The organism is Nostoc sp. (assembly GCF_036917375.1).
Taxonomy (GTDB): Bacteria; Cyanobacteriota; Cyanobacteriia; order Cyanobacteriales; family Nostocaceae; genus Nostoc.
On the sequence record NZ_JBALDN010000117.1, the window covers coordinates 24976 to 46310 of the forward strand.

Here is a 21335-nt window from a genome sequence, read left to right on the forward strand (position 1 = left end):
CTTTTATCAAATATATCTGCTGGATTGGAATCTCCGAAAAACAATTAGTTTTATTTAATGAGTTTTTTGCAGTTATAGTAATTTGTAAGTAAATGTAGAATTAAAAATCAGATATAAACAGTTTCTACCTCTAGCTTCTGTCTTCAAACCCATAGCTTTGTACTACATTCATATAAAATAAAACTGCTGCAAATTATGTAATAGTTTGAAAAACATATTATTTTTATAAACGAGATTTACTACATAGTAAATCTGTATTTTAGTCAAGAAATAAATACTGTAAACAGGTAAAAATCAAGAAAATATTGTTAATTTTTATAAATTATTTATAAATTATTCCTGAAGATAGAAGCACTGTCGAGTTAATTATTTCTCTAGAGCGATTTGCAAATTATATTGAGCATCAGAGAATGTGTCTATCAACCCTTGATATTACAAACACTTCTATGGCAAAGCCAATTGAATTTAATTTATTTGCACCTTATAACAAAGGAGCAGCATTAATTGGTTCTTTTTCTGATTGGCAAGAAATTCCAATGGAAAAAGGTGATGATGGTTATTTTCGTACAAGTGTTGAACTAGAAGACGGCGTTTATAAATATAAATTCCGCGTTCAATCAAATTCGTGGTTTTTTGAACCAGAGCAATGGGTTGATGTTACAGATCCTTATGCAACTGATATAGATGAACAAAGTGGAAAAGATGATGGTATTATCCGGGTCAAAGATGGGCAAAGGATTACCGATACTTATGTTTGGCAACATGATGATAAACCTTTACCTGCTGACCACGAATTAGTAATTTATGAATTGCATGTCGGTGACTTTTCTGGTGGCGAGGACGATCCTTATGCACGAGGTAAATACAAACACGTCATTGAAAAGTTAGACTATTTATGTGAACTGGGAATCAACGCTATTGAGTTGATGCCACTGAAAGAATATCCTGGTGATTATAGTTGGGGTTATAATCCCCGTCACTTCTTTGCAACAGAATCAAGTTATGGTTCGACTGCTGAGTTAAAAAATTTGATTGATGAGTGTCATGGCAGAGGCATTCGTGTAATTATTGACGGAATTTACAACCACTCAGAAGCATCTGCTCCTCTAACACAAATTGACCACGATTATTGGTATCATCACGAGCCTCGTGACCCGGACAATAATTGGGGGCCTGAGTTTAATTACGAACATTATGATGAAAAATTAGATATTAAACCAGCCTGGAAATTTATTGGTGAGACAATTCGTTTTTGGATTGGAGAATATCATCTTGATGGTATTCGCTATGATGCGGCGCGGCAAATTGCTAACTATGACTTCATGCACTGGATTGTTCAGGAAGCCAAAAAAACTGCTAGCATGAAGCCTTTTTATAATGTTGCCGAACACATTCCTGAAACTACCAGCATTACCAATGTAGATGGGCCAATGGATGGTTGCTGGCATGATAGTTTTTATCACTGCATTCTAGAACACATTTGCGGTGATACGTTTGATTTAGAGCGTCTCAAAGATGTGATTGACTGCAAGCGCCAAGGCTTTTTGGGTGCTACCAATGTAGTAAATTATCTCACCAACCACGACCATAATCATGTCATGGTTGAACTGGGGAACCGTGAGATTTTTGACGAAGAAGCATTTCGGCGGGTCAAATTAGGAGTAGCCATCCTAATGACTGCTGTTGGTGTGCCTTTGATTTGGATGGGAGAAGAATTTGGCGAGTATAAACCTAAACAACCTGAATCATCCAAAATCGATTGGACGCTGTTAGGTAACGATTTAAATCGTAGTTTATTTGAATCATACAAAGGCTTAACCAACCTGCGTAAAAGCAATCATGCTCTCTACACAGAAAATATCGATTTTATCCACGAAAATCCTGAAGCAAAAGTATTAGCTTATACTCGTTGGAATGATGAAGGTTCTCGTGTAGTCGTAATTGCAAATTTCTCAGAAAACTTCCTAGCTGACTATCACGTTCCCAACTTTCCTAGTGCTGGTACATGGCACGAGTGGACAGGCAATTATGATGTCGAAGCTGGTGATGATGGTATCATAACTGACTTAGGACCATACGAAGCCAAAGTGTTTGTATGGCAGTAACAATCTATATTACTGCTTAGTCGGTAGTCTAATATCAAACAAAAGGGGGAAAATATTTCCCCTTTTTCATTTAGAATTTTACTCATTTACAGTTTAATTAGAAATTTGTCAAGCAGAAAATAAGCTATTTTAAAATTTCATCAGTTTATGTTACACTTTTGAGTTGAAGTGCGTCTATAGAATTGCCAAAGCATCCCCCATGCACAACAACTTATTTAATAGTAATATCGATAATGCTAACATTGAGAACGATCGCATTTTATTAACTCCCAATGAAGTAAAGTCAAAATTACCTTTAACACAATTAGCCGAACAAAGAGTTTTAGCTTATAGACAGGAAATAGAAGATATCCTGGATTTTCAAGATCGCAGGAAATTTATAGTGGTTGGGCCATGCTCAATTCACGACCCAAAAGCAGCGCTCGAATACTCTCAGAGATTGAAAATATTGGCCGAGCAAGTCAAGGATAACTTGCTACTAATTATGCGAGTGTATTTTGAAAAACCCAGAACAACTGTAGGCTGGAAAGGGTTAATTAACGATCCAGATATGGATGATTCTTTCCATGTAGAGAAAGGTTTATTAATTGCACGGGAGCTACTATTAAAAATTACAGAGTTGGGATTACCTGCTGGCACAGAAGCGCTAGATCCAATCATCCCTCAATATATCAGCGAACTTATTACATGGTCTGCCATTGGCGCACGCACAACTGAATCACAAACTCACCGCGAAATGGCAAGTGGGCTTTCGATGCCTGTGGGTTTTAAAAATGGTACTGATGGCAATATTCAAGTAGCTTTGAATGCCCTACAATCTGCTGGAAACCCGCATAATTTTCTGGGAATTAATCAAAATGGTCAAGTCAGCGTCTTTCAAACTAAAGGTAATGGCTACGGTCACGTAATTTTAAGGGGTGGTAGTCAACCCAACTTCGATCCAGCAAATGTCAAGCTGGTAGAAGAGAAATTAAAACAGGCAAATTTACCACCGAGAATTGTTATCGACTGTAGCCACGGGAATACCAATAAAGATTACAAATTACAAGGTGCTGTCTTAGAAAATATTATTCAGCAAATAGTGGATGGTAATACATCAATTGTTGGCATGATGCTGGAATCGCATTTGTATGAAGGTAGTCAACCAATTACTGGTAAAGAAGAATTAAAATATGGTGTTTCTGTAACTGACAAATGTATTAGCTGGGAAGAAACCGAAAAAATTATTTTGGCTGCTCACGAAAAACTTAAACGATAAGTCAGAATTCAGAATGCGATCGATGGGAGATTTAGAGGATGTTTGTCAAGTCTGAAAGTATACTAAAAACCCTGCTTTCATTCCTCTCCAATTTCGGCTACGGTGTACACACAAATCAAAAAACCTGCTCCACATTAGCTATTAATTTGTTAGGCTGTGTTATGGCGTTATGCTAACGCCATAACACAGCCTACAAAACTGGAAAAAACCCCAAGTGGTTGTGACGAGTTCTATCTATAGCAATCCTATTGGAGATCCGAACAGGGTTAATACTGATGCAGCTTAGAAAAATCAAATTCTTGATGATTAGTAAAGAACTTCAAGTTGGTATAGATGTACCATTAGTTTCTGTTTCATTTGGGATTACTATATTTGAGAGAAGATTCTACTAACGATCGCACTATCGGACTAGTTGTAAATCGGGATTGCCAGTGGATTCCGCTGAGAAACCTACGGCTGGCCAAAATATGAGAGTGCTGCGTTTGCTTGCGAGTTCTAAGACGTAGGTTTTGCTACTTGGATCGAAGAGTGACCACGAGCCTGTAGATCCTGTCTCGCTGAGGATTTTACCATCTGCCATAAGCTTAATCAGCTTATTGGATTCATTGTCACCGAGTATATAACTATGAACGCGATAGGTTCCTACTACCTGTGCTTGGCTGGAATCTATTGGGGCAAATTTCACGGCACCAGTGGCCTTTATGTTGTAGCGACCTGCGGCTACAATCAGTCCTGACGAAGGAGGGTCGATACGCAAAATCACCTGACTTGCCTGTTTGACATCAAACGGGATGGTCACTTGTCCAGTCTGTGCTGCATCTGAACCAAAGACGGCTTTTGTTGATTTTACGGCTACGCTGTAGTTTTTATTACTACCCTTCTTCAGCAAGCTAACTCGGATCTCCCCCCCAGCCCCAGGAAATCCATTCGCGGAAAATTCAACAGTCAATGTCCCCTTACCTGGCCCAAGAGTTACATAGTAGTACTGTGGAATCTGAACTGTGCTGCTGATTACGGCGATGTTATCGTCAGGTTGCAGTGGAGCTGGGTGTTTAGGATCTGCGGATTGGGCAGTAGCTGCACCTATGTATGTAGTAAGTGACAAGAGCGCACTAACCGTTGTTGCTGTTAGGTAATTGCGAACTAGACCTGTTTGTAATTTATTGGTTTTCATGTTAGATTCCTCAATTAATTGTTGTGGTTGCTATTTATTAATCTGGTGATTTGCTTGGCTCTATCTATATCTGTTGGAGAACGAACATAATTTAGCCATTCCTGCTCACAAGCTCCAAAATTGAGAAAGTTTTTTTGTGCGTTTCCCGCAGGGTACGAGAGTTCAGTGGTATCAAATCAGTGGGAGTCGAATCCCCAACAGAAGGATACCTCTTACCATCTTTTAAAAGATACCCAAGATAGATGTAATAGAATTTAAGATGTGCTAATTACTCAATACTACCAACTGAAGGATTGAAAATGAGTATTTTTCTACATAAAATAAAAAATCTAAAATTAAAAATTGGTAACACTGATGGTTAGGAGTGTTAGAGTTTCAAGAAATTCACCGAAACTTTTCAGCGGGTATTCATGCTGAAGAAACTACAGAAAAAGCAAATTTCGATAATTGTGGGTGCGGCACTGTTTGCCTTTTTAGCTGGGGCAATGGTATCCGCACCTCAGATTGGCAAGTCTCTAGGGAAATGGCTCAAACTGAGTCAAAATCAAACAGAGCAAACATCAGAGCGTAGCATTGCTCAATCAGCCGTCTTTCCACTGATATCACAATCTCTGCCAGAACGGGCGGCAAAACTAGCAGAGATTGCTGGGCAGTCGCGATCGCCAGATCGGAATCGCGCTCGTTATCTTTTGGCAAGTGATTATATTGAAAGAACCCAAGGGCAAAAAGCTCTGGTTTTACTCCAAGGACTAGAGAAAGACTATCCCATCCTCGCGCCTTACATTTTGCTGAAACAAGCTCAAGCAGAGGATATGCTGGGCGAGGACGGCAAAGCCTCGGATCTTAGGCAAAGGGTGCTGAAACAGTATCCCAAAGAAGCGGCCAGCGTGAAAGCCTTATATCTGATTGCTCAACCAAAGCAACAAGAAACTGCGATCGCGCAATTTCCTTCCAATCCTCTAACTTGGGAAATTATCCGCAAACGCTTGCAAGAAAATCCCAATCAGCCACAATTGCAATTGATTTTGGCTAAGTATGCCTACGATCAACCAGGCATAGTGGGCGTTTTGGATCAGCTAGTAAAACAGCCAAACCTCAAACCCGAAGATTGGGAACTCATTGGTACTAGCTATTGGGAAAATAGTCAATTTCCGAAAGCGGCGAATGCTTACGCCAAAGCACCCAAAACATCGCGCAACCTCTACCGTACTGCACGCGGGTTACAGGTGGGAGGTAAAGATAAAGAAAAAGCGATCGCCACCTATAAACAATTAGTGCAGCAATTTCCCAATAGTGAGGAAACTGGGACGGCACTACTGAGATTAACAGAAACCGCAAAAACACCTCAAGACGGCTTACCCTATCTTGACCAGGTAATTAATAAATTCCCCAAACAAGCTGGTACTGCACTAGCGCAAAAAGCCAAAATCCAAACTCTCAAGGATCAAAAATCAGCTAGCGCAGCGTGGCAATTACTCATAAGTAAATACGGTAACTCTGACGAAGCAGCAGAATACCGTTGGAAAATCGCCCAAGATAAAGCCAATGCCAAAGATTACGTCGGTGCTTGGCAATGGGCAGAACCAATTGTCACTAATAACCCCAATAGCATTTTGGCTCCAAGAGCAGGCTTTTGGGTAGGTAAATGGGCAGCTGCACTGGGGAAACAGCAAGAATCTAAAACTGCTTATGAATATGTGGTTAGCCAGTTTCCCTACTCTTACTATGCATGGCGAGCTGCGACAATGTTGGGGCTAAATGTCGGCAACTTTGACAACGTGCGCGTCATGAACCCGGAAGTAATCGCACCCCAGCGTCCATTACCGCCTGCTGGTTCTGAAACTTTCAAAGAATTGTATCTGCTAGGTCAAGACCGCGATGCCTGGTTGCAATGGCAAACAGAATTTCAGAACAAAATTCAGCCAACAGTAGCAGAGCAATTTACTGAAGGGTTGATGCGGCAGGCTAAAGGAGAAAATCTCATCGGAATTGATGAAATTTCTAAATTAGAAGACCGAGAAATACCAGCCGAACTTGCCCAATATCAGACTTTGAGTAAACAAATCACCTACTGGCAAGCGCGTTATCCATTTCCCTATCAGCGAGAGATTGAAAAGTGGTCTATTGAGCGTAAACTTAATCCTCTCCTAGTAACTGCTTTGATGCGTCAAGAGTCACGATTTGAACCAAAAATCAAATCTGTCGCTGAAGCCACTGGTTTGATGCAACTGTTGCCGAGTACAGCTAAATGGATCGCACCACAAATTAAGGTGGATTTCAAAACAATCAACTTAGAAAATCCCAACGATAATATCATGCTGGGTACATGGTATTTGGGTCATACCCACGATCAATATAACAATAACTCTTTGCTGGCGATCGCTAGTTACAATGCTGGCCCCGGCAATGTCTCCAAATGGTTGCAAACTCTAACGACAAAAGATCCAGATGAGTTTGTTGAACAAATTCCCTTTGATGAAACTAAAAACTATGTGCGGCAAGTATTTGGCAACTACTGGAATTATCTAAGGCTTTACAACCCGGAAATTTCTGGCGTAGTGACAAAGTACTCGACCACACACCCACAACTACCAGCGCGATAATCTTAGAAAGTTATGAGTTGTGAGTATGGAGTTAAAGCAATTTTTTAATTCAAAGTTCACAACTCTATACTTACATATTGACAGTGTTTGCTTCATGATTCACAAGGGCTGAAACCCCCATTATTACTTGCGGTTTGGAACGTTTGTGGTTTACTGGGTATGGATCTTGAAGAATTTTTCAGTCGGTTGAATGCTGGAGAGACTAACTTTGCCGATGTTGACTTGAGAGGTGCTTGCTTGATCAGATCCGACCTGAGAGATATCAACCTTAGTGGATCTGACCTGAGAAATGCCGACCTGACTGATGTAGATTTGGCTCGTGTCAACTTGATGGGTGCTAACCTCAGTGGTGCTATTTTGCTGAATGCCAACTTGGAATACGCTATTTTGATAGGGGCTGACCTCAGTGGTGCTGATTTGGACGGTACTAACTTTGAGAATGCCGACCTCAGTAATGCCAATCTCAGAAATGCCATTATCGGGAACGTTCGTGATGCCATTCTCTGCAATACCATTTTGCCAAATGGAAGAATTAGCGTGGACGTGGATGAACAGTAAACCAAAAACTTTTTCTTCAAAGAGCGATACCTGTGGCGGGCTACGCCTATGCTCAAATATTTGTAGCGCTTTCTGTTGAGAGGGTGAAGCGATCGCTAATAGCTTGAGTTGATTACACCTGTGGCGTTAATATATCTTAATGTATTCAGTATTGCTTTTTTAGCGCCCCAATGGAGTTAACCTCAAAAGAATTTAAGTCAGAACTGATATTAGAAGTCCAAGCTTGCTTGCAATTAGCAGTACCTTTGGTAATTACTCAAATATTAGAAGCGGGCATTCCTTTATTGGATGGGGTGATGATGGGGTTACTTAACAGCCAAGCTTTAGCTGCGGGTGCTTTAGGTGCTGTTACCTTTTCTACCTTAGCTTCCGTTTGTCGTTCTGTTCTTTCATCTGCGGGTGTCAGTGTCGCCAATGCTTTTGGTGCAGGAAAGATAGACCAAGTTAATCGTGCTACTGGTCAAGGAATTTGGTTAGCCGTGACGATGTGCTTACCTGTAATGTTTATCATTTGGCACTTTGACTATATCCTGCTGCTAACTGGTCAAGAAGAAAGCAATGTATTATTAGCTCAAACATATTTGCGGTCTATTGTTTGGGGTTTTCCGGCCGCACTCGGTTTTTGTATCTTAAAAGAAGTTAGCTCTGCCCTCAATCGGCCCCAATTTTTAACAGTAATTACGGTAGCTGGACTATTATTAAATGCGGTTGCTAATTACGTGCTAATGTTCGGTAAATTTGGTTTACCAGCCCTTGGTTTAGCCGGTATCGGTTGGGGAAGCACACTCATTTTTTGGCTAAATTTTATCGCTGCCGCCAGTTGGATTTGCTTTGATAACTACTTTAAAGACTATCAGCTTGATTGTGCTTTGCATCAGTTTGATAAAGATATGTTTATAGATATCTTCCAAACTGGGTGGTTTTTGGGATTGCAGTATGGAGCAGAAATTGGAGTATTTACTGCCACTGCTTTAATGATGGGGTGGTTTGGAACAGAGACGTTAGCAGCACATGAAATTACCGTCGAGACAGAAAGTTTTGTCGAAACAGTGTCTATAGGTATTTCCTATGCCGTCACGATGAGAGTAGGACAGTTGAGGGGACAAAACGATCTCAAGGGTGCAAGCACAGCAGGATTAGTCTGCATTGCGCTTGTTACTCCTTTTGTAAGTATTGTGGCACTAATTTTTTGGCTGTTTCCCAACTATATTGTGGCAATGTATTTGGACACCAGTAATCTAGATAATATCGAGATAGTTAAAACGGCAACTTCTTTCCTGGCTGCGGGGGCAATAGTCCAAATATTTTATTCTGTTCAGACTATTGCTGCTGGTGCTTTAATCGGCTTGAAAGACACTAAAGTGCCAGTGTTAATTACTATGTTCGCTTACTGGATAGTAGGTCTAGGTGGGGGCTATTTGATGGCATTCACTTTCGACTGGGGTGCTATAGGTTTATGGTTGGGTTTAGTACTAGGGCTACTTATGGGTGCAGTGCTTTTAACTGGGCGTTTTTATCTTTTGACTTCTGAGATTGAGTCTGGTTGACTAAAGAGGACTTGGGGACAAGGAGAATTGGGGACAAGGGGAAAGACTTGTTGTAAGTTCTCACCTTTTGTCAGCTTGTCTCCCTGCCCCTACTTTAAAAAGTATTTTTTGTTACATAGTGATAGATAACTAAAGCATAGAAGTAAGTGGGATACGTAACTCAAGCACTAGTCGTGCATAGTATTAACAATGCCCACTTCTTATTGCTGTTGAGAAGGTCTAAGTCTATCCCGCCAAGATGGTTGTGACGATGAAGAACCTGAAGAACCAGAACTATTTGCAGGAGACGACTCTCGCCGACTTCTTCGAGGCGGGGGTGAATCAGATTCTACTCTTCTAGAGCGTCGCCGTGGAGTAGATGATTCTGAGGAGGAGTTACTAGAACTTGATTCGGTGCGATCGCGTCTTCTCCGTCTTGGAGTATAATCGCTCGATTGCTGTTCTTCTTGAGAATAGCTTCTTTTTCTTCTACGTCTGCGAGATGAACCACTCTCTTCAGAATCAGAATTTCTTGCTCTTTCCCCTTCTGAGTCATCATCATCAGAGGCAATAGAACGATTCAGCACTTGTTTGGGCTTGATAGACTGGGCTTTAATAGTGCCTTTGCGACCTTCTAACTTGGGTCGTTTGGGAAACTTTTCTACAGGCATCCCCTCTACCGCTTTTTCCATAAATTCGTGCCAAGTGTAAGCGGCACTACTACTACTGCCATAAGTAGGGTGGTTGTCATCGTTACCTAGCCATACTCCTGTCACCATCTGAGGAATGTAGCCAATAAACCATAAATCGCGGGCTTCGTCGGAGGTGCCTGTTTTGCCTGCAACTGGTCTATTATCTAATTGGGCAGCACCACCAGTTCCCGCTTCGACGACGTTGCGTAGCATCCAAGTCATGATGGCGGCACTGTCAGCGTCAAGGGCGCGTTTTGACTTGAAATTAGCTGACCAGATGACTTTGCCTTGGCGGTTGAGGATACGGGTAATACCATGAGGTTCTGCGTGCAATCCCTGAGTTGCAAAACTACCATAAGCGCTGGTTAACTCTAGCAGATTGACTTCATTTGAACCAAGAGCCAAGGAGTAGGTGGGTTTAAGTTCAGATTTTATCCCCATATCATGGGCAAGTTTAATCGTTGGTGTAAATCCCACGTCAATCAACACCTTAACCGCAACAATATTAACAGAGCGGGTCAGGGCATCTCGGATGTTCATTGAACCGTGGAAGTTTTCACTATAGTTTTTCGGTTCATAGCCGTCTACGACAAAGGGCGCATCCTCGTAGCTATCGTAGGGGCTTTTGCCGGTAGCGATCGCAGTGGCATATACAAACCCTTTAAATGTCGATCCTGGCTGCCGTTGTGCTTGGGTAACTCGATTAAACTGGTTTTTACCAAAGTCTCTTCCCCCCACCATTGCCTTAATTTCACCATTTCGGGGGTCTATGGCCACCATTGCCGCTTGCTTAAAGTTTTCCCAGCGTCCTTGATTTCGCAATGTTTTCGCAACTGCCTCTTCTGCCACCTTCTGCCAACTTGGATTCAGCGTGGTTTCTACTACTAGACCTCCATTTTTTAGCACGTTAGGAGAAACATACTTGGGCAATTCTTTTTGGATGTAGCTGGTAAAGTAGGGTGATTCTACTTGGACTCGCTTGGGTAAACTGCTTTTGAGGGTTAATGGCTCCTGAACGGCTGCTTGCCTTTGCTCTGGTGTAATAACTCCATCTTCTTGCATCCGTTGTAATACTAAGTCCCGCCGCCGTTTTGCAGCTTCGGGATTCTTGTCTGGGGCGTACAAGCTAGGAGCAGGAGCTAATCCAGCAATAGTTGCCATTTCTGCAAGAGAAAGTTGGTCTGGCGTTTTACTAAAGTATACCCAGGCTGCATCTGCCACACCGTAAGCTCCACCTCCCAAATAAACCAGATTCAGGTAACGCTCTAGAATCTGATCTTTGGTTAATTCTTGCTCCATTTTTTGAGCTAGGCGGACTTCCTTGAGTTTGCGCCAGATTGTCTGCTCTTGTTTCAAAAACAGAATCCGCGTTAGCTGTTGGGTGATGGTGCTACCACCTTCTACCACACCTTGCGATCGCAAATTATTCAAACCCGCTCTGACAATCCCTTGTGGATCGAATCCATTGTGTTGCCTAAATCTTCTATCTTCTGAGGCGATGAAAGCTTTTTTTAAATTATCTGGTATTTGTTCTAGCTTTAGCTGTTCTCTGGTCGCTTCACCTTGTTGTTGTAATATAGTGCCATCAGCAGCTTTAATGGTCAGTGTTTGCTCTCGAAACACAGCATTCAGCTCAGACTGATCTGGCAAAGTCCGATCTATTAAACTGATGCCGTAGATCGAGGCAGCTATCCCACCACTAATACCTAAACCTGCCCAAAACCAGAAGCGGCGATAGAGTGGTTTAGCGCCAGTTGCCCGATTGACCCTTATCTTAGATGGTAAAATTTTCATTTTGCTCAGTAACTGCCTCGTCTGCGCCAGATGTGCTGGTGGTAAGCTCTCATTCGTTCCTCCTCGTCCAGAGTCACTCAAATTAGTTGGTCTTCGCTTGAACCAGGAGGTAAACTTCCCCACGTCAGTTCCTCGCTCAAAGTAGTAAGCAATTATATAACCACCATCAATCAACTTTGGGGTTATAGCACTACCATTGTGTTAGTATAATATCCTATAAATAATTAACTGAATTCACTATAAAATAATGTTTTTTAAATTTGGTTAATTTAGTTTTGTAAAAAATGCGGTAATTTTGATAACTACTGCGAATATAAAAGCTATTGACAAGTATCCGCAAAGACAGCCCGAAAACGGCTGATTTCAGGAAAGTATAATGTCTACATCGGGCTACGACGAAGCAGAGCTAAGACGAAGCGCCGTTGCTCTTGGTAGTAATATTGGCGATTCCCAAACCATTTTAGAAGCAGCTATAGAGACTTTAGCCCACACGCCAGGTATTGTTTTAGAAGCCAGATCCCATTGGTATCAAACCAAAGCTGTCGGGCCACCACAGCCAGATTACCTCAACGGCTGCGTCACCTTGCAGGTAGAAATACTCCCCCAGCAGTTATTAGAAATTTTGTTAGGAATTGAACAACAATTTGGGCGCGTGCGTCAGGAACGCTGGGGACCACGAACCCTAGATTTGGATTTGTTATTATATGATGACATTACTTTGGATACACCAAATCTCCAGATTCCTCATCCGCGAATGCGGGATCGCGCCTTTGTGTTAGTCCCACTGGCTGAAATTGCCCCGGATTGGATAGAACCAGTTTCCGGTTGTGTCATTAAAGAGCTGCTGAAGGAGGTAGACTGTTCTGATGTACATTTATGGATGGACAATTAAAATTACCATCCTTAAAAGCAGAAGAACACTGATTTTGGCTCTGTATTCACAGATAATCAGATTTTACTATGCCATTAGGTAGAGAATTACCACAACTGCTAAGACAACGCCTGTTTCATAAAGGACGCAAGTTTGATTTTGAAGTTAATCGCTTGCGTTTGCCGAATAAATCGGAAGGAGAATGGGAATGTATTCGTCACCCTGGCGGTGCTCTAGCTGTGCCAGTGACAGCGGAAGGTAAACTTATACTGGTGCGCCAGTATCGTTTTGCAATTCAGGGAAGGATATTAGAATTTCCGGCGGGAACATTGGAAGGAACTGAGCAGCCCTTAGAAACAATACAACGTGAAATTGCCGAAGAAACTGGCTATAGTGCCCAAAAATGGGACAAATTAGGCGAATTTTTCCTAGCTCCTGGCTATTCTGATGAAATTATCTATGCTTTTCTGGCGCGAGATTTAGAAAAGCTGGAGACACCACCACCACAAGATGGAGACGAGGATATCGAAACTGTGTTTATGACTCCTGAAGAATTAGAAAAAGCTATTCTGGAGGGAGAGCCGGTAGATGCTAAATCAGTTTCTAGCTTTTTTCTGGCGCGTCCGTTTTTAGTTTAATACCCTTATGCTGCTAGAGTTAGCGATCGCAGATGCCTACGGTGCAGGTTTTGAATATGCAGACGAAGCGATCGCTAACAACGATTTGAGTCGATACGTCGAACATCTGCGGTTTCGACTCAATCCTGGCAGCTACACCGACGACACCCAGATGAGTATTGCCATTGCGGAAGCGATCGTCGCTCAAGCACCGTGGACGCCAGAAGTTTTAGCCGATAGTTTTGTTAGAGCTTTTAAACGCGATCGCAGAGAAGGTTATGCTCGAAACTTCTACCATTTTCTACTAGAAATTCAAGATGGGGAAGAGTTTTTAACCAAAATTAACCCTGATAGTGACAAAAGTGGGGGAGCAATGCGTGCAGCACCCATTGGCATCTATCCCACACCAGAAAAAGTCATTGAGGCGGCAACAATTCAAGCGGCAATTACTCACAATACAACCGATGGGATCAATGCTGCCGTTGCGGCTGCCTTAATGTCGCATTATTTTATCTATCGACTGGGAGCAAAACGCAAATTAGGACGGTTTCTGGAAAGTTATGTATCTGGAGAGTGGAATAAACCGTGGGAAGGTAAAGTCAAGTCCAAAGGCTGGATGAGTGTCAGAGCGGCGATTACTGCGGTGATGCGAAATGACAGCATGAGCGAACTTTTACAAGATTGTATCGCTTTTACTGGGGATGTAGATACAGTAGCCGCGATCGCACTGGCCGCTGGTTCTTGTAGCGAGGAAATTACTCAAGACATTCCCAATCATCTTGTCACAGGGTTAGAGAATGGAGCTTACGGTAGAGATTACCTCATCGAACTGGATAAGCAGTTAATGAGTTTGGTGGGTAAAAAGATTGGCTAAATCTAATACATCAGAGTAGCACTAGGTAATCTGATTTTTCTAATTTTGGAGCGAGTTGAGTTCAGATGCTCAAAAGGCTAGATTTTAGTGTTTAATTTTAAGTTAGATAATCGAAAGCAATAGGCAAAGGTCATAATTTGCGCGACATAGAAATCACTTAAAAAAACGCTACAAAATATTGGATGCAATTATTGAAATGTAATGTTACCAAATATCCATATTTAGGTTAATTTGGTGTTTTGTAAAATATTTAAAGAAGCAACGCATAGCATCTCGTAGAGAAAGCGATTTGATAAATTAAGCTTTTTAGTGAATTGCGCGTAAATCGTGGTTTTGTTTGTATCGTTGCAGTTGATAAACCAATACAGTTCAGTTAATAAAAATTGTAGGTTGGGTTAAGCAAAGCGCAACCCAACAAAGCCCAGGAAATTTTGGGTTCCGTTCCTCAACCCAACCTACACAGGTTAATATTTTTGGCGCTAACTGAACCGTATTGGTTGATAACCACTGTTGTAAGTTTCTTACTCATTCCCTATGCAATACGGTTCGGTTAAAGGGGAATAAAAAACCTTTAACCGCAAACCCATTCCCTTTTCCCCAAACCCTATTCTGAGTTCAAAATGCTTATCCGAACCGTATTGATTCCCTACGTAGTCAAGAAAGCTGAAAATTACTGTAATCCTCAAAGACTCAGCTAGTTTTAGTATCAAATAGCTATTTGTTTAGTATTTAGCCGTCCTTCTATATTTGCAGATATATATCGAGATAAACACTCTTATACATAGAAACATATATTTCTTATATAGCCTAGTTTAAATATCAATTTATACCTTGTGTTCTTTCCAAAAAAGCTCCATGATTGATTTAGAAAGCCCATAACTATAGGTTGGTTAGTTAATAAGTATGCCAAGATTCTCCATAAATATTTTCAATTCATAACAAGAAAATATCTGATATTTATCTCAAATTTACTTAGATTGGAGTTTGATTAACTCATGCTAGAAGGATGGATTCAAATTATATTAACGCTACTAATTGTAGTAGCGATTACTCCTGTATTTGGGCGCTATATGGCGCGGGTATACCTAGATCAAAGTACTTTTCTCGATCCGATTTTGAATCCGGTTGAGCGAGTGCTTTATGCTTTGGTTGGCGTTAAAACCAAAGAAAATATGACTGGCTGGCAGTATGGGCGGGCAATCTTATACAGTAACGTCGCAATGGGGTTACTCGTTTTCTTCATCATCATTAATCAAGGATGGTTGCCATTAAATCCAACCAAGATAAATGCCCCAACTTGGGATACAGTGCTGCATACGACTATTTCTTTTATTACTAACACCAACCAGCAGCACTATTCTGGTGAAACCTACATGAGCTATGGTAGCCAAATGTGGGGACTTGGTTATCACATGTTCACCTCTGCTGCTACTGGTTTAGCAGTAGGGATTGCCTTTATTCGGGGATTGACTGGTAGCTCGTTGGGCAACTTTTATGTAGATTTAATTCGCTCGATTACCCGAATTTTACTGCCTATTTGTATTCTTGGCGGTATTGTCTTGATGGCAGCTGGCGTTCCCGAAACGCTGGGGGGTGCGGTTGTATTCCCTACCTTGGAAGATGCGAATATTAGTCAGGCGATCGCTCGTGGCCCTGTTGCTCATTTTGAAATTATCAAACAATTAGGAGAAAACGGCGGCGGCTTTTTCGGCATCAACTCGGCACACCCCTTTGAAAATCCCAACGGATTTTCTAACTTGATTCAGATTGTCGCTATGCTTTCGATTCCAACTTCCCTAATCTACACTTACGGGTTGTTTGCGAATAACACTAAGCAAGCTTGGTTAGTCTACGGCATGGTAGGCGTTCTCTATTTAGTATTTATCATCGTCACTGCCATTGGTGAATACAACGGCAATCCGGCTGTGAATGGACTACTGGGTAGTCAGCAACCGAATTTAGAGGGTAAAGAAGTCCGGTTTGGTTGGGCGCAATCTGTGCTGTTTGCCGTAAGTACAACTGGCACGATGTGCGGCGCAGTCAACAGTTTACACGACTCCTTCATGCCCAACGGTGGTTTTATTACCCTTTCCAATATGTTCCTGCAAATTATTTGGGGTGGACAGGGTACGGGAACCGCTTATTTGTTTGCTTACCTGATTCTAGCTGTGTTCGCCACAGGGTTGATGGTGGGACGTACACCCGAATTTTTGGGACGCAAGATTGAGAAGCGCGAGGTTGTACTTGCAAGTTTTCTGATTCTGCTGGTTCACCCGATCGCAATTATGATTCCCGCAGGTATCGCCTTGGCGTTTCCCGATCAATTATCAGGAATTAGCAATCCCGGCTTTCACGGCTTTGCTCAAGTTATCTATGAATACGCCTCGGCTGCTGCTAACAACGGTTCTGGCTTTGAAGGTTTGGGAGATTCACAACCTTCACCTTTGGCGATTGCTACAGGCGCAAAAACCACTGCAACTGCTTTGTGGTGGAACCTGAGTACCTGCTTCAGTTTAATTGCTGGACGTTATATTCCCATCATCGGTTTGCTGTTTTTGGCAGATAGTATGTCTCGTAAGCAAGCTGTTCCATACACGACTGGTACATTGCGAACCGATACCGGACTATTTACAGGCGTTACCGCAGGCGTGATTTTAATCCTGGGCGCACTTACATTCTTCCCTGTGCTGGCATTGGGTCCGATTGGTGAAGCTTTCTTTATTGCCAAAGGTATTGGTTAGGGATTGGGGAGTGGAGGTGCATACTTCGACTGCGCTCAGTAACCAGGGGAGCAGGGGAGCAGAGGAGCAGAGGAGCAGGGGAGCAAAGGAGCAGAGGAGAGTTAGAACACCATTCATCGACTTCGGAACACCATTCATCATCCTCGGAACACCATTCATCGACTTTGGAACTCCGTTCATCGTCCTCGGAACACCATTTATCGACTTCGGAACTCCATTCATCGTCTTCGGAACTCCGTTCATCGTCCTCGGAACTCTGTTCATCGTCCTCGGAACACCATTCATCGACCTCGGAACACCATTCATCGTCCTCGGAACACTATTCATCGACTTCGGAACTCCATTCATCGTTCTCGGAACACCATTCATCGTCTTTGGAACACCATTCATCGTCTTCAAAGACTCATGCTCAAAATTTAATGTATGCCAATTACTACTGATTCTCCCTCCCCCCGTATTCCATCTGGAACTCGTGACTCACGCAAGCACACCCCTAAAACAAATATGCGGGGACTTTACCAAAGAGCAATCCACGAGTCATTTATCAAGCTCGATCCGCGAATTACTGTTAGAAACCCAGTTATGTTTGTTGTTTGGGTAGGGACAATTGTCACCTTGCTTGTTACCCTAAACCCAAATTTGTTTGGCACAATCCAGGCAGATGTTAACCAACAACGCGTCTTAAACGGGTTGATTACCTTTATTCTCTTTTTCACCCTCGTTTTTGCCAACTTTGCCGAAGCTGTGGCTGAAGGACGCGGGAAAGCACAAGCTGATTCACTGCGATCGACGCGATCGGATACTGTTGCCAACAAAATCCTCCCTGATGGTTCGATAGTAAAAGTCAATTCTACAGAACTGCGACGGGGCGATTTGGTAAAAGTCAGTGCCAATAATATGATTCCCGCCGATGGGGATGTTATTAAAGGTATTGGCTCAGTGGATGAGTCGGCAATCACTGGGGAATCTGCCCCGGTATTAAAGCAACCAGGTACAGATATTGCCAGTTCGGTAACGGGAGGTACACGCCTACTCTCAGATGAGTTGACAATTCGCATTAGTGCCGATCCTGGTCAAGGCTTTATCGATCGCATGATTGCCCTGGTAGAAGGAGCAGAACGCAGCAAAACTCCCAATGAGATTGCTTTGACGGTATTGTTGGCAGTGTTAACGCAGGTGTTCCTGATTGTGGTAGCGACAATGCCCCCATTCGTCGGCTACATCGCCAGCTTTATCAGCACAGCCTTTGGTGTTGAGGCGGGAAACAGTTTGCGGGCGGGTGCTAGCGTTGCTATTCTCATCTCGCTACTGGTAGCTTTAATTCCCACAACTATCGGTGGTTTGCTCAGTGCGATCGGTATCGCAGGGATGGATAGAGTTGCTAAATTTAACGTCATTGCGACCTCTGGTCGAGCGGTAGAAGCTTGCGGTGACATCAACACCTTGGTGCTGGATAAGACAGGCACGATCACCTTGGGGAACCGGATGGCTGACGAGTTTATTCCCTTGGATAATCACTCAATAATAGACGTGGCGCGAGTCTCTTTAGCTGCTAGCTTGTTTGACGAAACGCCAGAAGGCAAATCGATTGTGACTTTAGCAGAAAAGTCCCAGGCTGGGGTAGACTTTAACATTGATAAAGCCGAAGGTGTAGAATTTTCCGCCAAAACCCGGATGAGTGGCACGAATTTACCCGATGGCAAACAAATCCGCAAAGGTGCGGTAGATGCGATTAAGGGATTTGTCCGTTCCCGTGGTGGTAACGTTCCTGATGATATAGATGCAGCTTATGAGCGAGTTTCCCGGTTGGGCGGTACACCCTTAGCTGTTTGCCAAGATGACAAAATTTATGGTGTTATCTATCTCAAAGATATTGTCAAACCCGGTTTGCGGGAACGATTTGACCAACTCCGCCGCATGGGTGTTCGCACGATCATGCTCACGGGTGACAATCGGATTACCGCTTCGGTAATTGCCGAGGAGGCTGGGGTGGATGATTTCATTGCCGAAGCAACTCCAGAAGACAAAATTGAGGTGATTCGCTCGGAACAATCTCAAGGTAAATTGGTGGCAATGACCGGGGATGGTACGAACGATGCACCTGCTTTGGCTCAAGCAAACGTGGGTGTGGCGATGAATTCTGGGACGCAAGCTGCCAAAGAAGCTGCTAACATGGTGGACTTAGACTCAGATCCCACGAAGCTAATTGACTTAGTAACCATCGGTAAACAGTTGCTGATTACTCGTGGGGCGTTGACAACATTCTCCATCGCTAACGATATTGCTAAGTATTTTGCGATCATTCCCACAATCTTTGCCGCTGCTGGAATCGGCGCACTTAATATTATGGGATTAAAGAGTGCCCAATCTGCGATCGTCTCGGCGCTGATTTACAATGCCTTAATTATTCCGGCACTAATTCCGCTAGCACTTAGAGGGGTGAAGTTCTTACCTTTAACAGCAGATCAACTGCTACGTCGCAACATCTTCATCTTTGGTCTTGGCGGTATCGTTGCTCCCTTCATTGCCATCAAACTGATAGATATTATCTTACCTTTGTCTTAATTTACTATGAAACCTATTCAGATCCGCCGCACTATTCTTGCATCCCAAGTATTAGAAGAAATAACTGAAATCTGGTGTCAATGGCGTAGACAAAAGCTGCCACTGTATTTGTTTTTGGCGATGTGCTTCAACCTAGTGGTTGCACCTATGGTCTATGCCGCTACTGGCGAACAACTTTCCCGCAGTCAATCTTGGGGATTGGGACTGTTAGGACTGGTAACACTAGGACTTTCCATCTATTTATTTTTTGTAATGTTTGTACCGGAGAAATTCTAATGAGTTTTGCACGCGAAGCCGGTAGAGCCGTTCGTTCTACCTTAGTACTCTGGGTTATTGGAGCGATTATTTATCCTTTTGCGATGATTGCCATTGGGCAGATTGTGTTTCCCTTTCAAGCAAACGGCAGTTTACTGAAAAATAGCACAGGTCAAGTTGTGGGTTCTGCTTTGATTGGTCAACCTTTTAGTAGCGATCGCTATTTTAACAGCCGTCCCAGTACCACCAGCTACAGCACAGCCGATCCCAAAAAAGATGATGCGGGAGTTTTGCAAACTGGGGTTTCTGGCGCTAGTAACTTGGCTCCCAGTAATCCCGCATTAATGGAACGCATTAAGGGTAAAGATGACCCAGACCCCAGCAAAAAGGTAGAGGGTGACTTCAATCGTTTGAAAAAAGCAGGTGTGCAGCCGACTGGCGATTTAGTCTACACCTCTGGTTCCAGCCTTGACCCTCACATTACTCCTGAAGCTGCGATCGCACAAGTTGCACGAGTAGCCAAGGCGCGGGGAGTTCAATCGAACCAACTCGAAACTTTAATTTCTCAAAACACCGATGGACGCTTTCTCGGCATCTTTGGCGAGCCTGGAGTTAATGTGTTAAAGCTGAATTTAGCTCTGGATAAAATTAAGGGATAAGGGCTTGAGGAATAGTAAATATGCCTCGTATTCGGAATAGTTATCTATAGTAATCTTTAATGATTACTTAGAATTTAAAGGCTTAGATTCTCGATTTATTAAATAAATCGAGAATCTTGTTTTTAGTAGGGATAAATAAAGTCTATACCTCTAAATATATACTTATTTATCTAATTAATAAATACATATATTGTTTAGTTAATACATTCTATATATCTTCAAAATATATCCGAAGAACAGCATGTTTTTTATGCAAATTATTGCACAATACTATTAGAGTTAAAAAACATTTTGTCTTGAGAAACAAAAAAGCTTTAGAACTAAGCCCATTTGGTGTTTTTATCGAAGATAATAGCGTTTACTGTGGCATTCATTTCAGTGATATTAAGTTACCGGATAAATGCGCTTTCCTAGGGGTTTTAAGAGAAACTCAAGTCATTTTGGCAATAGATAATCCTAGTATTTTTGCCGGAGATTAAATTTTAGCAATAGCAACCCATTCTATGATGATTCCCGCTCTTAAAGTTATTCTTAAAAAAATCCATTCTGTTTACTATTCCCTCAACAGTTGCTTATTGGAATCTAGACCAACAGACAGCCAATCTCTTAATTCAGATTACTCAGACCTATCAAGTACTTTCAATTCCACATCTTATTAAAAAGATGAATATTTACCGAAGAAAAACAGAGAAAAGTTCGAGCTTGCGGCAGTACAAAGAAAATATGTTTTTACCTCCTGCTTCCTGCCTTCTGCCCCCTGCCTCCTTAACTTTATACTGAACCTGATTTCGACTAACTAAAGGTTTTTAATATGCATACTTCGGAGCTTTTCCGACTTTATGTATCCGCCCAAAAAAGTGTTCATCAGTCCACCCTGATTGAAGCTAACCTGGCTAAGGCAATACATAGTGATACCAAACCACATGACGGAGACATTCCCTTTATAGCACAATACGGTTCAGTTAAGGCTGAAAGACTGATTAGTGATATGAAATTTAGGAGCTTCAACTCGTTGTCCAGTACCTCTATGTTTTGGCTTTTTA

The 21335-nt window shown here is 42.4% G+C and carries 17 protein-coding genes; 15 read left to right on the forward strand and 2 right to left on the reverse strand.

The features are described 5' to 3' along the window. Window positions 1-446: 446 nt before the first annotated feature. Together V7K45_RS32110 and V7K45_RS32115 are read left to right on the forward strand one after the other, a co-directional pair. Window positions 447-2105: an alpha-amylase family glycosyl hydrolase gene (locus tag V7K45_RS32110; RefSeq protein WP_335009922.1), complete on the forward strand. Its 1659-nt coding sequence runs from the start codon at window positions 447-449 to the stop codon at window positions 2103-2105. Window positions 2106-2304: 199 nt separating this feature from the next. After that, the gene (locus V7K45_RS32115; protein WP_335009924.1) at window positions 2305-3363 is read left to right on the forward strand and encodes a 3-deoxy-7-phosphoheptulonate synthase; all 1059 of its coding nucleotides are present in this window, start codon (window positions 2305-2307) and stop codon (window positions 3361-3363) included. A gap of 400 nt (window positions 3364-3763) precedes the next feature. Here the strand turns inward: V7K45_RS32115 and V7K45_RS32120 are convergent, their stop codons facing one another. After that, window positions 3764-4537, reverse strand: a complete 774-nt coding sequence (locus V7K45_RS32120) for a hypothetical protein (protein ID WP_335009926.1) — start codon at window positions 4535-4537, stop codon at window positions 3764-3766. Window positions 4538-4947: 410 nt separating this feature from the next. Here V7K45_RS32120 and V7K45_RS32125 point away from each other — a divergent pair, with 410 nt between their 5' ends. The 3 genes from V7K45_RS32125 to V7K45_RS32135 all read left to right on the forward strand — a co-directional run bounded on the left by V7K45_RS32125 (window position 4948) and on the right by V7K45_RS32135 (window position 9245). Then, entirely contained in the window at window positions 4948-7140 is a 2193-nt protein-coding gene (locus tag V7K45_RS32125) for a lytic transglycosylase domain-containing protein (protein ID WP_335009928.1), read from the forward strand. A gap of 159 nt (window positions 7141-7299) precedes the next feature. Continuing rightward, window positions 7300-7698 (forward strand): pentapeptide repeat-containing protein, encoded by a 399-nt coding sequence (locus V7K45_RS32130; RefSeq protein WP_335009930.1) that lies wholly within the window; start codon window positions 7300-7302, stop codon window positions 7696-7698. Window positions 7699-7868: 170 nt separating this feature from the next. Continuing rightward, window positions 7869-9245 carry an MATE family efflux transporter gene (locus V7K45_RS32135; protein WP_335009932.1) on the forward strand — a complete coding sequence of 459 codons (1377 nt, stop codon included), beginning with the start codon at window positions 7869-7871 and terminating at the stop codon, window positions 9243-9245. Window positions 9246-9445: 200 nt separating this feature from the next. Here V7K45_RS32135 and V7K45_RS32140 read toward each other — a convergent pair whose 3' ends face one another. Continuing rightward, window positions 9446-11833 carry a transglycosylase domain-containing protein gene (locus tag V7K45_RS32140; RefSeq protein WP_335009934.1) on the reverse strand — a complete coding sequence of 796 codons (2388 nt, stop codon included), beginning with the start codon at window positions 11831-11833 and terminating at the stop codon, window positions 9446-9448. Between the two features lie 253 nt (window positions 11834-12086). Between V7K45_RS32140 and folK the strand changes: the two genes are divergently transcribed. The 10 genes from folK to V7K45_RS32190 all read left to right on the forward strand — a co-directional run. After that, the gene (gene folK / locus V7K45_RS32145; RefSeq protein ID WP_335009936.1) at window positions 12087-12602 is read left to right on the forward strand and encodes a 2-amino-4-hydroxy-6-hydroxymethyldihydropteridine diphosphokinase; all 516 of its coding nucleotides are present in this window, start codon (window positions 12087-12089) and stop codon (window positions 12600-12602) included. A gap of 68 nt (window positions 12603-12670) precedes the next feature. Then, window positions 12671-13219 carry an NUDIX hydrolase gene (locus V7K45_RS32150; protein WP_322638555.1) on the forward strand — a complete coding sequence of 183 codons (549 nt, stop codon included), beginning with the start codon at window positions 12671-12673 and terminating at the stop codon, window positions 13217-13219. Between the two features lie 7 nt (window positions 13220-13226). Continuing rightward, window positions 13227-14072, forward strand: coding sequence for an ADP-ribosylglycohydrolase family protein (locus V7K45_RS32155; protein WP_335009941.1), 846 nt, complete (start codon window positions 13227-13229; stop codon window positions 14070-14072). 995 nt (window positions 14073-15067) lie between these two features. After that, entirely contained in the window at window positions 15068-16813 is a 1746-nt protein-coding gene (gene kdpA / locus V7K45_RS32160; RefSeq protein WP_335009943.1) for a potassium-transporting ATPase subunit KdpA, read from the forward strand. Next, window positions 16776-17414, forward strand: a complete 639-nt coding sequence (locus V7K45_RS32165; protein ID WP_335009945.1) for a hypothetical protein — start codon at window positions 16776-16778, stop codon at window positions 17412-17414. Before kdpA ends, V7K45_RS32165 begins: the two co-directional genes overlap by 38 nt. Continuing rightward, a complete protein-coding gene (kdpB, locus tag V7K45_RS32170) occupies window positions 17318-19378 on the forward strand; it encodes a potassium-transporting ATPase subunit KdpB (protein WP_335009947.1) in 2061 nt (686 codons plus the stop codon). The genes V7K45_RS32165 and kdpB overlap by 97 nt, the downstream gene beginning before the upstream one ends. A gap of 6 nt (window positions 19379-19384) precedes the next feature. Further along, window positions 19385-19654, forward strand: a complete 270-nt coding sequence (locus tag V7K45_RS32175) for a potassium-transporting ATPase subunit F (RefSeq protein ID WP_335009949.1) — start codon at window positions 19385-19387, stop codon at window positions 19652-19654. Beyond that, a complete protein-coding gene (gene kdpC / locus V7K45_RS32180) occupies window positions 19654-20292 on the forward strand; it encodes a K(+)-transporting ATPase subunit C (RefSeq protein ID WP_335009951.1) in 639 nt (212 codons plus the stop codon). The genes V7K45_RS32175 and kdpC overlap by 1 nt, the downstream gene beginning before the upstream one ends. Before the next feature lie 260 nt (window positions 20293-20552). Beyond that, window positions 20553-20771, forward strand: a complete 219-nt coding sequence (locus V7K45_RS32185; RefSeq protein ID WP_335009953.1) for a hypothetical protein — start codon at window positions 20553-20555, stop codon at window positions 20769-20771. 332 nt (window positions 20772-21103) lie between these two features. Next, window positions 21104-21335, forward strand: a 232-nt coding sequence (locus V7K45_RS32190; RefSeq protein WP_335009955.1) for a hypothetical protein, incomplete at its 3' end; no start/stop codon positions are given.